Source organism: Sphingomonas sp. Xoc002 (genome assembly GCF_050408055.1).
Lineage (GTDB): Bacteria > Pseudomonadota > Alphaproteobacteria > Sphingomonadales > Sphingomonadaceae > Sphingomonas > Sphingomonas yabuuchiae.
The window spans coordinates 460,027-473,551 of record NZ_CP191175.1 but is presented as its reverse complement, the minus strand read 5'-3'; the positions used below and the strand labels follow the sequence as shown (position 1 = coordinate 473,551).

Sequence of the window (13,525 nt, the reverse complement as noted above, 5' to 3'; positions counted from 1 at the left end):
ATCCGGGACGGCGGGGGCGCCCGGCCCCGCCATTCCCGAACCTTGAAACGGATCGACATTCAGCATCCCCTTTTCCCTCTCCCCTGGACAGGGGAGAGGGTTAGCGGAGCTTGCCAGCCTGCTGGCTAGCGCAGCTTGGGTGAGGGGTCGGGCGAGCCTCCGGCTCGCGCGCTCGCACAAGCGAGCGCAGCACCCCTCACCCAGCTCCGACTAAGCCTTTGCTTTCGCAAAGCCTAAGTCTGCGCAACCCTCTCTCCTCTGTGAGGGGCGAGGGGCATGGCTGAATGGCGATCCGGCCTTAGTGGAGCTTGGCGATCGACAGCCCGTCTTCCTTGGCCCGCGCCTTGACCGACTCCTCGCTGCGGGTCAGCGCCTTGGCGATGGCCTTCAGCGCCATGCCCTTCTTGGCAAGGGTGTGGAGTTTCTGAATCTCGTCCTGCCGCCAGGGCTGGCGGTGTCGTTCGAAGCGTTCGGCCATGACCCCTTATAGCGCGCTCGCGGGCCCCTGACCATGGCGGCGCCCCGCATGATGGCCTGCTTACAAATGCGTCATGAACCCTGACCTGCCTTGCCATCGCATTGCGGCGCAGCAAGATAGTCCGCTTGGGAGACGTTATAACATTTGGGGTCGTCAATGCGTTTTTGTGCTCTCCTCTGCTGTGTCGCGTCGTCCGCGATTGCCCTGCCCGCGCTCGCCCAGACCCGCGGCGTGCCGACACCCGATGCGGACGCCACCCCGGCGGCCACGGCGAATCAGCCCTCCGACATCGTCGTCACCGCCAAGCGGCTCGACACCGCGCGCGAGCATATCCAGCCGAGCCTGGGCGCCTCCAATTATGAAATCACCAGCGCCACGATCAAGGCGCTGCCCGGTGGCGAGAACCAGCAGTTCAACCAGATCCTGCTCCAGGCCCCCGGCGTCGTGCAGGACGGTTTCGGCCAGTTCCATGTCCGCGACGATCACAACGGCCTGCAATATCGCATCAACGGCACCATCCTGCCCGAGGGGCTGGCGGTGTTCGGCCAGACCCTGTCGCCGCGCCTGGTCGACAAGGTCAACATCCTGACCGGCGCCCTGCCCGCGCAATATGGCCTGCGCACCGCCGGGATCATCGACATCACCACCAAGAGCGGGCTGTTCGACAATGGTGGCACCGCCTCCATCTATGGCGGCAGCCACAATACCATCCAGCCGAGCCTGACCTATGGCGGCTCTTCGGGAAGCACCAATTACTTCGTGTCGGGCGATTACCGGCACAGCGGGCTCGGCATCGAGAGCGTCGATGGCCGGTCGAACCCGGTGCATGACGATACCGACCAGTATCAGGCCTTCACCTATATCGACCATATCCTGGACGACCAGAATCGCGTGTCGTTCGTCGGCGGCTATTCCAACCAGTGGTTCCAGATTCCCGACCCCGTCGGCCAGCAGCCGAGCGCCGGATGGAGCGTCGGCGGCCAGACCGCCTTCCCCAGCGAACGGTTGAACGAGACGCAGCTGGAAAAGACCGGCTTCGGCCAGGTCGCCTTCCTCCACGATGCTGAGCCGCTGACCGTGCAGGCCTCGCTCTTCGCGCGCTATTCGTCGCTGCGCTATCGCCCCGACATATTGGGCGAGCTGCTCTATAACGGGCAGGCGCAACAGGCGTATAAGCAGGACTTCGCGATCGGCGGACAGGTCGATGCGGTCTATCATGTCGGCGATGCGCACACGCTGCGCGGCGGCCTGCTGGTGACACGCGACCGCTCGACCAGCGCGACCACGACCAATGTCTTCCCCGTCGACACCAGCGGCGCCCAGGCGGGCGAGCCGATTGCGATCGTCGACAATAGCGGCAAGACCGCGACCAGCTTCAGCGCCTATCTTCAGGACGAGTGGAAGCTGCTGCCCAAGCTGACGCTCAACTATGGCGCACGCTACGACCTCTATAATGGCTATCGGCGCGAGGGGCAGTTGTCGCCGCGCGTCAATCTGGTCTGGCAGCCGGGTGATATCTACACGCTGCATGCGGGCTATTCCCGCTATTTCGTGCCGCCGCCCTTCGAGCTGGTCGGCAACACCAGCATCGCCAAGTTCGTCGGCACCAGCGCCTATCCGGCCGTTACCGCCAACGACGTACCCTATGCCGAGCGGCAGGATTATTTCGATATCGGATTCCAGGCCAAGCCCAGCCGCTACTTCACCTATGGCATCGACGCCTATTATCGCATCTCGAAGAACCTGATTGACGAGGGGCAGTTCGGCGCGCCGATCATCCTGACGCCGTTCAACTACAAGCAGGGCCGCATCGGCGGGATCGAGGCGAATATGAGCTATGCCCGCGGCGGCTTGCTCGCCTATGCCAATTTCGCCGCCGCCAAGGCCAAGGGGCGCAGCATCGTCTCCAGCCAGTTCAGCTTCGGCCAGGACGATCTCGACTATATTGCGCGGCATTACATCTATCTGGACCACGACCAGACGTTCACCGGGTCGGCGGGCCTGTCCTATGCCTTTGCGCAAGGAACCAAGCTGGGCGGCAGCATGATCTATGGTTCGGGCCTGCGCCGCGACGACGACGTCAATTCCATCCCCAACGGCGCCAAGCTGTCACCCTATGCGCAGTTCAACCTGACCGCGAGCCAGCATCTGGCGGGGCCGAACCTGGACATCCGGTTCGACGTCATCAACCTGCTCGACCACAAATATGAAATCCGCGACGGGACCGGCGTGGGTGTCGGCGCGCCGCAATATGGCCCGCGTCGCGGGTTCTTCGTCGGCGTGTCGAAGGCGTTCTGAGAACTCCTCCCCGGCACGGGGAGGGGGACCATCCGCAGGATGGTGGAGGGGGCGTGCGGCAAGGGGTGCCCTTTGTGGCACGCCCCCTCCGTCAGGCCTTCGGCCTGCTACCTCCCCGTACCGGGGAGGATCTTTAGCCGATCGCGTATTTCCGGATGCGCTCGGGCATGCGCTTGTCCAGCCCCATCGCCAGCGTCCGGTCGCGCGCGGCTTCGGTGGTCATGCCCAGATGCGTCTCGGCGATCGAGCGCCCGTACAGCGCCCAGGGTCGCTTCGGATCGATCGCCAGCGCGGCGTTGAAATCCGCAAGCGCGGCCCGGTCGTCCTTCTGGCGGAGATGGACGAAGGCCCGGCTGTCGAGAAAGCTCGGATCGCCGGGGATCGCGTGGACGGCGGCGTTGCAGTCGCCCAGCGCCTTGTCGAGATCCTTATCGGCCAGCATCCGCGACCAGCACCGGCCGTTCTGCGCACTGCTGCGATGCGAGTCGTCACGATGCGCGGCCATCCACAGATCATATTGCGCGATCGCCGCATCGAAGGCGTCCGCCCCCGAATAGAGCCGTGCCATCTGAAGCCGTACCGCGTCCTCGCGCGGCAACTGCCCGTTCAGCAGGTCGAGATCGGTGATCGTCCCCGCCGGATTGCCCGCGCGCAGCCGCAGCTCGGCGCGGATCAGCCGCGCCTGCGTATCGGCCGGGTCGAGCGTCAGCGTGGTATTGAGATCGTCGATCGCCAGCACCGGGCGATGCTGGTCCAGATAGGCGAGCGCGCGCTGACGGGGAAAGCGCGGGTCCTTGGGCGCCATCGCGATCGCCTGCGTAAAGGCGTCGATCGCATGGGGCAGGTCGTGCTGGGTGACGAACATCGCGCCGCGACGGCTGTAACCCTCGGCATCGGTCGGGGGCGCAGTCTCGCTCGCATTTTGCGCGACGACCGCCGCCGTACCCGGATCGGCATGCGCCACCGTGTCGAACAGCCGCCCGCCGCTATAGGTGAAATAGATGCGGTGCTGGAGATTGGAGACATAGAGCCGGTGCGACACGAAAAAGTCCGCGCCCAGCAGCATGTCGGTCTCCAGCGGTCCCAGATCGGCGATGTGGAGGCGCACATTGTGCAGTTCCTCATTGCCGATCTTCAGCAGCTTGAACCGCGCGGTCCAACCCTGGACGACACGGCGGCCCAGCCCGCGCTCCCATCCCGCCGCCTCGACGCCTGGATCGCCGGGATGGACGCCCGCCCGGGCGGCGGCCCGCAAGCTCAGGACGGTCTGCGCCGCGCCGGTGTCGAAGGTCGCATTCAGCTTCGCGCCGTCCAGCTCGACCGTGCCGACGGTGTGGCTGTGCGCCTGATCCTTGGTTTCGATCGGGATTTCGAAATAGGGCTTGCCGCCGGTCCAATAGGCCATAGAGGCGTGTGCGCAGCCACTGGGCCTGAACAGGCGGACCATGCCGCCGGGCAGGTCGTATTCGACGTCGCCCAGGCCCAGGACGTTCTGCCCGAGCAGCCCGGTCTGTCCGACATCGCTGCCGCTGACGATGAACTGGATGTTCGGGATGTCGGTCCCGGCCAGCGTGAAGTGCTTGACCGTGGCGACGGTGGCGTCCGAACTGCCGCCGATCCCGTTCACCCGGAAACCGAAGGGCAAGGGCTGTTCCGGCAGGCCCAGCTCGCGTGCGACGGGGGGCGAGATATTGCTGTAAAAGGCCCCGCTGTCGAGGATGAAGGGGGCGGGCTTGCCGTTGATCCGGGTCTCGACCACCGGGCGCAGGCCCTGCATCGTGACCGGGATCGCCGCCATCTGGCCGACCTTGCACGTCTCCGCCATGGCCGGGCGCGCTGCCGCCCCAACCAACAGCGCTGCGACCATGATCCGCCTGCGCCCTGTCCCCGTCACCATGCCACCATCCCCATGCCAGCTATAGGGGCCGAGCATATCAGCGCAGGGCGCGGGCCAGGATGACGCGCGCCTGACATTCTCGAAATGCGGACTGCAAGGGGCGGGATTGCTATAGCGGATGCCCGTCGCGACAGCGTTCCCATTCCACCGGGTCATGCGCGCAGGCCATGGTGACGCTGTCCCGCCGTTCGATCGACAATGCGCGCAAGCGGGCCTGGTTGGTGATGCGCGCGGTGGCGTCGACCTCCATCAGACGCTGGTACGCGCGCAGGCCGGGCGTGCAATGCCGCCGGGCGCTGCGCATCTCACCCCGGTAGAAATAGGCGTCGCCCGCATGAAGCAGCCAGCGCCCGCCCGGCTGGCGGATCGCGACCCCGGCATGGCCCCATGTATGGCCCGGCAACGGCACCATCAGAATCTCGGGCGGCAGCCCGGCCAGATCGCGCACCGCGTCGAAGCCGAACCACGACTCCCCGCTGGCCGTATAGCGGCGCCAGCGATCCACCCCGTCCCATTGCGGCGAGCGCCAGCGGTTGCGCGCGACGATGCCGCGATGGGGACCGGTCGCATCGTCATATTCGCGGGCCATGACGTGCACGGTCGCGTGCGGAAAATCCTCCAGCCCGCCCGCATGATCGAAGTCGAGATGGGTCAGAACGATATGCCGCACGTCGTGCGCGGTATAGCCCAGCGCCTCGATCTGGCGGATCGCCGTCTCCTGCTCGCGCAGCCGGATGTTGAGCATCGCACGCCACGCCAGCGGGATACGAGGTTCGGGACGGCGATGGGGATGCGCCACATCGCGCAGGCCAAAGCCGGTATCGACCAGCACCAGTCCGTTCGCCTCGGTCTCGATCAGCAGGCAATGGCAGACGAGCTGGCCGATCGGGCCCCGGCTGCGTCCGTCGAAAAGCGCCCCGCCCAATGGGCAGTCGGTGCCACAGTTGAGATGGTGAATCCGCATATCCCCTCAACCGGGCGACGCAGAGGACGGTTCCTTATTCCGTTCTCTTACAATCGGTTAAACCGACTCATCTGGATCAGGAGCGGGGAACAAGCCCCCCGCCGGAGGCGCTGGGACAGGCAACGCCAAAGGAGCACCCTCCATGTCGGTCAGACACTTTGCCGCGATCTTCGGTATCGTCTTCCTCCTCGCGGGCGCGGCGGGGTTCGTGCCCGGCCTGTCGCCCACGCACGCCCATCCGGGGGTCAGCGTCACCGCATCGTCCCGGCTGGCGCTGGGGCTGTTTCCGGTGAACATCCTGCACAATCTGGTCCACCTCGCCTTCGGCCTGTGGGGCGTGCTGGCGGCGCGCCATATCCCGGCCGCCTTCGGCTATGCCAAGGGGGTGGCGATCATCTATGCCGTGCTGACGGTGATGGGGCTGATCCCGCTGACCGCGACGACCTTCGGGCTGGTGCCGCTTTATGGCAACGACATCTGGCTGCACGCGCTGCTGGCGCTGGTCGCGGGCTATTTCGGTTTCGTCCACCGCGAGCATGTCGTGGACGGCACGCTGCGGTAACGGCGGTCAGGCCACCGCCTCCGGCGCGTTGGTGAATTGCGCCAGCATCTGCGCCAGTTCCTGTTTGCGGAACGGCTTGGTCAGGCGCGGCATGGAGGGCTCGACCCCCTCCGCCTCGGCATAGCCCGAGACGAGCAGGATCGCGACGCCCGGCCGCCGTGCCTGGACCAGTCGGGCGAGATCGGTGCCCGACATGCCGGGCATCAGATGGTCGGTGACGAGCAGGTCGAACGCCGTGTCCGCCTCGACCAGCCGGACCGCTTCCTCGGCCGAGCCCGCCTCGATCACCGCATAGCCCAGGTCGCCCAGCATGTCGGCGGTGCTGTGGCGCACCAGTTCCTCGTCATCGACCAGCAGCACCCGGCCGCTGCGCTTCGCGGGCCCCGCACAAGCCGGCCCCGTTGCGGCGACGGGCGACGCCGATCCGCTGACCGGCAGGAACAGCGCGACCCGCGTCCCCTGCCCCGGCACGCTCTGGATATCGAGCGCACCGCCGAGTTGCGAAGCCAGGCCATGGACCATCGACAGGCCTAGTCCCGTGCCCTTGCCCACGCCCTTGGTCGAGAAGAAAGGCTCGACCGCGCGCGCCAGCGTGGCGGCATCCATGCCGCTGCCCGTATCGGCGACCGACAGGCAGATATAGTCGCCCGGCGCGCCATCGGTGCCCGCGTCGCGCCGTGACGCCGTGATGCGCAGCGTGCCGCCGTCCGGCATCGCATCGCGCGCATTCACAGCCAGGTTGAGCAGTGCCATTTCCAGCTGGTTGGGATCGGCGTCGGCGGGCGGCAGGCCGGGGGCGATATCGACCTCGATCGCGATCTGCGGCCCCGTGGTGCTGGCGACCAGATCGCTCATGCCCGCCACCAGCTGGGCCATGTCGACCGGGATCAGCTGAAGCGGCTGGCGCCGCGCAAAGGCGAGCAGCCGCTGGACGAGCGTGCGGGCGCGCTCGGCGGACTGCGCCGCGCCCGCGATCAGCCGCTGTTCGCGCGCCCCGCCCAACTGCTTGTGCTGCAACAGGTCGAGCGTCCCGACGATCGGGGTCAGCAGATTGTTGAAGTCATGCGCGACGCCGCCGGTCAGCTGGCCCATCGCCTCCATCTTCTGCGCCTGACGCAGCGCCTCCTGCGCCTCGACCAGCTGCGCCTCGCGGCGCAGGCGCTCGGTCACGTCGGTGACGAACTGGTACAGGCCGACCTGCACGCCCGCCTCGTCGAACAGGGGGTGGAAGCTGATCTCGTAACAGGGCCGGTCACGATCGGGATCGCCGAACTCCTGAACGACGGTCAGGCGCCCGCCGTCCATGGCCCGCGTCCAGGCCGCGCGCACCTCCTCGCGGAGCACCGGTTGGTCGTCGAGCAGCGCCAGCATATTGTCGCCGGTGTGCGGGCGCACGCCGAACACCCGCTCGAACTCGGCGGCATTGGCGGCGTTCAGCGCCAGGATGTTGAAATCCAGGTCGATCGCCATGACCATGATGTCGGTATGTTCGACCAGCTTGGCCAGCATGTTGCGCTCGGCGGTCCGCTCGGCCACCCGCTGCTCCAGCGTGGCGTTCAGCTCGCGCAGCCGGTCCTCGGCCACCTTGCGGTCATGGATGTCGACCGACGATCCGAACCAGCGGACGATCTCGCCGGTGCGCGGGTCGCGATAGGGGTGAGCGAGGTCCAGGAACCAGCGATATTCCCCCGCGGCCGAGCGGATGCGGTGCTCGGACCGGTGCACGCCTTCGCTGTCGCGGGCCGCCTGGAACGCCGCGACGACATGCGGGCCGTCGCCGGGATGGATGAAGGCCCCCGCAATCTCGGCCGGGGACAGCGACTGGAAGGCGGCGCCGGTATAGTCGGAGAATTGCCGGTTCAGAAACTCCATCCGCCCTTCGGCATCGGCGATCCAGATGATCTGCGGCACGGTGTCGACCATCAGCCGGAACCGCGCCTCGCTCTCGACCAGCGCGGCGCGGGCGGTGACATGGCCGGTCGTCTCGGCCAGCACGCACAGCACGCCGCCGGGCCGCCCGTCCTCGTCTATGACCGGCGAGTAATCCAGGTTCATCCATACCTGTTCGGGCACGTCGTTGCGGTACAGGGTCAGTTCCTGATCCTGATAGCGCAGCGTGCCCCCCGCCAGCCCGACGCGCATGACGTTGTCGTTGAAGTCGGCGACCTCGGGCCAGCCCTCGCGCACCCGCGATCCCAGCAACTGGGGATGCCGCTTGCCCGCAAAGACCGCATAGGCGTCGTTATAGAGCATGACGCCACCCTCGCCCCACAGCATCACCATCGGCACGGGCGAGCGCAACAGGATCAGCGTGGCGGTGCGCAGCGGCGCGCTCCAGCCTTCGATCGGCCCCAGCGCCGTTTGCGACCAGTCACGCTCGGCGATCAGCGCGCCGCACATCCCGCCGCTGTACAGGCTGTCGCGAAAGCCGGGGGCGGTCGTCATGAGTGGGTGCAATCCTCCAGGGCCGCGACCGACGGAGCCGGGCGCTGGTCCCGACGCTAGACCAAATTCCCGCGCCATGCGACGGATTTCAGGGCGAAATCCGCCGTACCGCCCCGTGGCAACGGTCAGGCCAGGGTGATCCGTCGCCCCTCCCGCGCCGAGCGATAGATGGCCTCGATCACCCGCATATCGGCCAGCCCCTCTTCGCCGGGCACCAGCGGATCGGTGCCATTGGCGATGCACTCGGCGAAATGGTCGAGCTGTCCGGCATGCTGGCCCTTGCCTGCGGGCACCTGCTGCTCCTCGGTCCGGCCGTTGCGGCGGACCCACATCTTCTGCCCCTCATAAGAGGTGGCGGGCTCCAGTTCGATCCAGCCATCGGTGCCCGACACGCGGTACATATTATGGTTGGAGCTGTAGCTCGACACGCAGGTCGCCTCGATGCCCGAAGGGAAGCGCAGCAGGAAGCTGATCCGGTCCTCGACGGTGCGGAAACGCGGATCGCTGCGGTCGGTGGATTCGATCGCGCTGACCTCCACGGGCTCCTCGCCGGTCAGATAGCGGGTGGCGTTCAGGCTGTAGATGCCGATGTCCATCAGCGAGCCGCCGCCCGACAGCTTGCGGTCCAGCCGCCACTGGTTGGGCTGCGCGTTGAAGCCATGATCGGCGGTGATGATCCGCGTTGGCCCGACGAAACCTTTCCGTGCCATGTCGATCGCCAACCGGTTGTGCGGCTCGAACCGCGAGCGATATCCGATCATCAGCTTGCGCCCCGCCGCCCGGCACGCCGCGATCATCGTGCGGCATTCGGCGACTGAGATCGCCATCGGCTTTTCGCACATGACATGCTTGCCCGCCTTGGCCGCGCGCACCGTATATTCGGCGTGCATGGAATTGGGCAGGATCACATAGACGATGTCGACATCCGGATTGTCGCGGATGCGGTCGAAATCGGCATAGGAATAACGGTGGCTCTCGGGCACGCCATATTTCTCGCCGAAGCGCGCCAGCTTTTCCGGCGTGCCGCTGACCAGCGCGACCAGCCGCGACTGCTCGCATTCGGCGAATTTCGACATGATCAGCTCGGCATAGCGGCCCAGCCCGACAATGGCGTATCCCGCCTTGCGGCCGCGCGGCGCGGCACAGGCCCCGCCCCCCGCCGCCAGGGCCAGCCCGGCTCCCAGCCCCGCGATGATGGTCCGACGATCGGCGTCCCGCATGATGCTCTCCCGTGTTCGCCAGGCATGTTCGCCTGTTCGATCAGAGGGTTATCATGAACGACGAAGGCCTGTCATGGTAATCCTCTCCCACCGGGAGGGAGGATCGTCAGTTCGTGCTCCACCCTTGCGTCGTCCCGGCATAGCGCAGGGTGCGGCCATATTTGGCGAATTCGGCTTGCAGGGCAGGCGTCGCGCGGGCCTTGGCCAGGGTCTGGAGGATGGGCTGGTCGGCGGGAAGTTGCGCTTCCGGCGTTTCGAAGGTCAGGAACTGCTCCATCACACCGGCGCGCGCATCCTCGTCCCGCAGGCGGGCGATCAGCAGGTTCGCAACCGCCGACACGTCGCCACGGCAGGCCGCGATACGCGTGACCGCACCCCAATTCTCCGACGGCTTCGCGGTCAGCTTCGCCTCGTCCGCCTTGGACTCCTCGATCCGGCCCATGCGGTACAGCGCGCACCCCCGGTCTGCCCAGATCCACGCTTGGCCAAAGGGGCTGAGGCTGGCCGAATGGTCGGTCGCCAGCGTATTCAGCCGGTCGACCGCCGCCTGATTGCGCCCGGCGCTCATCAGCATTTCGGCATGGTTGATCGCCAGCGACCCCAGTTCCGGATATTGCCCGATCCCGAGCGTCAGGACGTTTTCCATCGCCGCGATCGCTTCGTCGTTGCGCCCGGCCATGTTCAGCGCGGCGGCATATTCGTTGACGAGCCAGAAGCCATCACTGCCGACCATTTCGATTTTCGCCCGGTCGGTCGCCATCGCCTTGCCCGCCGCGATCGCCTGATCGAAACGCCCCAGGCTGCGCAGCGCCTGCATATGGCGCATCACGACCTTGTAATCGCCAGGCGCGGCCTTGGCCGCCGCCGCGCTGCGCGCCAGTTCGGCCTGCAGCGCGCCGCGGAAATGATCGGCGGCCAGCCGGTCCAGTTCGGGCCAGAGCGCCTGATAGCGCCGGTCCATGCCCATCACCACCAGCGGGCCCGTCGGCGGCGATTGGGCAATCAGCGTGCGGGCCTCCGCCACCTGTCCGCGCCGTGCCTGCGCCATCAGCGCACAGCCCAGCATGGCTTCGCCCATCGGGGTACGCGGCGACTGCTGCCACCCACCCTCGACCAGCGTCAGGCAGATATCCTCGCGCACCGGCGTCCGCTGATCGACCGGCAGGCGCTGCACCTTCTGGAGGGCCAGGCGGATCCATTGCTCGTCGAGGCTCGCGAGCACTTCCGGCTGGACCGCGCGGGTGCGTCGCAGCGCCTTGACAGCCGACTCCGCCGTGCCCTGGTCCAGTTCATAACCGATCCAGGCGCGATAGACCTGCGGATTGCCGTCGAACTGCTCGGTGGCGGAGCGGAAGGCGGCCAGCGCCGCCTGCGGCCGTTGCAGCATCGACAGCACCGCGCCCTTCAACCCGTCGATCAAGCCGGCGGCGGGCGACGGATGGGGCAGCTTTTCGGACATGCGCGCAATCAGCGACAGCGCCTCGACCTTGGAGGCCTGGTCGGGCTTTTCGATCAGCGCCTGAACCTTTTCCATGTCGGGACGGATCGCCTCGATCAGGGTCGGATCGAGCCCGCCGGGGATTTCCGACGGACGCCCGGACTTTTCGAGGTAGAACTCGATCCCCGTTTCGTCGCCGACCTGATCCGACACGGTATAGACGGCATCCGCATCCGTGGCGGGCACCGAGGCTCTCGTGCCGGTATCCAGACGATAGGCAAGGCGCAGTCCGTCGGGCAGCCTGGTCGACACGCGCGAAAACCCGATAGGGCCGCTTTTGGCATCGATATCCGCCAGCGGCTGGAGGATCCGGTCCTTGACCCGCAGTTCGATCACCTGCTCGTTGACGATATGGTCGGGCAGCTCCAGCGGGTTGCGGCGCGGCCCGGTCTGCCGGTCGGGCAGGACATTCTGCAGCGCATAGGCGCGGGTGACGAACTTGGCGGACAGCTTGGCCTTGTCGAACGCGTCGTGCGACAGGGTATAGTCCTCGACCATGGTCAGCGCATTGGCGTCACGGTCGTCCTTAAGGACCAACGGCCTGGATTCTGTAATGCCGGGAAAGCGCTTGCGATAGAAATCCAGGTTGTTGTCCGCGATGCTGCGCGCCGAACCCGACGCCCATTGCGCCCGCACCTGATCGGCCCGCGCCTCGGTGAAACGTGTCTCGACATGCAGGGTCATGGCGACCGGGGCCTTTTCGTCGACCGCGAACTGTTCGACGACGCTCATGCGCCCGGCATGGTCGGCAAAGCCCTCCATCTTTTCCAGCGCGGCCTGCCCCGCCCGGATCGGCAGCGCATAGCCCAGGTCCGAGGCAACGATCGCCGCCCCGCGCCCGCCCCGGTGCGTGCCGGTCGGGTCGATCCACATCACCCGGCCGTCCACGACGGCCCGCACGATGACATGATCGAACTGGGTCGGCGCGGGCAACCGGTCGGGCAGGCGCTCGCCCGCACTGGTCGAGACGAGCGCCGGAACCGCATCGATGCCCAGCCGACGCAGCGCGAGGGCCAGCAACAGGCTCTTGTCCTTGCAGTCGCCATAGCCGCGCGCCAGCACGGTCGAGGGACGCCGGGGCACATAGGACCCCTCGCCCAGTTCCTCGCCGACATAGCGGATATTGTCCTGCACATAGCGCGAGGCGGCGGTCAGCCGGTCCGCTGCGGCGGGCGAGGCCTTGGCGATCGCATCCAGCCGCGCGGTGAAGTCGGCGGGCAGCGTCTCGTCACCCTGGTACAACCCGTTGGCCCAGGCCGCGACATCGGCCCAGCGTGCCATCGTCGACACGTCGACGCGCCCCCATTGAAAGGCGCCGTCGGGGACATTGGCTTCACCCTTGGCCGGTGCGGGATCCTCCGCCGACCATTCCCATTCGGTGCCGCCGTCGATCGCCCTGGTCTTGAACGCGATATCGCTGTTCAGCGCCTTGAAGGCCGGGGTCATGCCGCTCGGCCAGACCATGCGGATCGTGCGCAGCGCCAACGGATCGGAAAAACGCTGCGAGAAATGGTGGAAGGACTGGCCGGCCCAGAGCGTCGACCGGGTGTGGACGATGGTGGCATAATCGACCACGTCGCCGACCCGTACATCGCGCAGGTTCGCCATGACCTTCAGGCTGCCGTTGACGATCCCGTCCTTCAGGTCGCTTTCGCGCTCGACGATGCGGAACTGGGTCTCGCGGGTCAGGTCGATCACCTTGCCGTCGCGGATCACCCGGATGAAGGCGACGCCGACCGTCTCGAACGCCGGGTCATAGGTCAGCGTCAGTTGCCCCGCCGACTCCAGCCCGCTGCGGTCGATCACCTTGCTGGCGAAACGGAACCAGTCGTCATGGCCATCGGCGCGGGCGCGAAACTGCTGGTCGTTGAGCAGATAGACGGTGCCGTCCTGCGCGCGCTCGACCCGAGCGGGCGTCGCCGCCGGGACGCTGCGGTCGCGCACCCAGTCGGGCATCGCCTCGACGGCAACGGCTTGCGCCTTGGTCTCGTTGACCGCAGCGGCCGCCGTCGAAGCCCCACCCAGCGACGCCGCCGCCGCCCCCGCCATCAACACGAAGCCGATCCACCGGCGTCGCGGCACAAAACATGTCGTCACTGTAACCCTGGCCCCCCCAAGAGATGCGCGCGAGGCTATGGCCCGCCCGACGGGCTGGCAAGGGGG

8 protein-coding genes are annotated in these 13,525 nt (G+C 67.0%); 2 read left to right on the top strand and 6 right to left on the bottom strand.

From position 1 onward, the window contains the following. Positions 1–298: 298 nt before the first annotated feature. Positions 299–478: a hypothetical protein gene (locus tag ACQR50_RS02300; RefSeq protein ID WP_042490606.1), complete on the bottom strand. Its 180-nt coding sequence runs from the start codon at positions 476–478 to the stop codon at positions 299–301. 156 nt (positions 479–634) lie between these two features. Between ACQR50_RS02300 and ACQR50_RS02295 the strand changes: the two genes are divergently transcribed. Further along, positions 635–2,776 carry a TonB-dependent receptor gene (locus ACQR50_RS02295; protein ID WP_428969656.1) on the top strand — a complete coding sequence of 714 codons (2,142 nt, stop codon included), beginning with the start codon at positions 635–637 and terminating at the stop codon, positions 2,774–2,776. Between the two features lie 133 nt (positions 2,777–2,909). On the opposite strand, the gene ACQR50_RS02290 is transcribed toward ACQR50_RS02295, so the two are convergent. Continuing rightward, complete coding sequence (locus ACQR50_RS02290) at positions 2,910–4,673, bottom strand: aspartyl protease family protein (RefSeq protein WP_428969655.1); 1,764 nt, start codon at positions 4,671–4,673, stop codon at positions 2,910–2,912. A gap of 109 nt (positions 4,674–4,782) precedes the next feature. Beyond that, positions 4,783–5,637, bottom strand: a complete 855-nt coding sequence (locus ACQR50_RS02285) for an MBL fold metallo-hydrolase (protein ID WP_428969654.1) — start codon at positions 5,635–5,637, stop codon at positions 4,783–4,785. Between the two features lie 142 nt (positions 5,638–5,779). Between ACQR50_RS02285 and ACQR50_RS02280 the strand changes: the two genes are divergently transcribed. Continuing rightward, entirely contained in the window at positions 5,780–6,199 is a 420-nt protein-coding gene (locus tag ACQR50_RS02280; protein ID WP_428969653.1) for a DUF4383 domain-containing protein, read from the top strand. Between the two features lie 6 nt (positions 6,200–6,205). Here ACQR50_RS02280 and ACQR50_RS02275 read toward each other — a convergent pair whose 3' ends face one another. From ACQR50_RS02275 to ACQR50_RS02265, 3 genes are all read right to left on the bottom strand, one after another. Beyond that, positions 6,206–8,644 carry a PAS domain-containing protein gene (locus tag ACQR50_RS02275; protein WP_428969652.1) on the bottom strand — a complete coding sequence of 813 codons (2,439 nt, stop codon included), beginning with the start codon at positions 8,642–8,644 and terminating at the stop codon, positions 6,206–6,208. Positions 8,645–8,769: 125 nt separating this feature from the next. Then, positions 8,770–9,864: a Gfo/Idh/MocA family protein gene (locus ACQR50_RS02270; protein ID WP_184103449.1), complete on the bottom strand. Its 1,095-nt coding sequence runs from the start codon at positions 9,862–9,864 to the stop codon at positions 8,770–8,772. A gap of 106 nt (positions 9,865–9,970) precedes the next feature. Next, positions 9,971–13,459: a DUF3857 domain-containing protein gene (locus ACQR50_RS02265; protein WP_428969651.1), complete on the bottom strand. Its 3,489-nt coding sequence runs from the start codon at positions 13,457–13,459 to the stop codon at positions 9,971–9,973. Between the last annotated feature and the right edge of the window lie 66 nt (positions 13,460–13,525).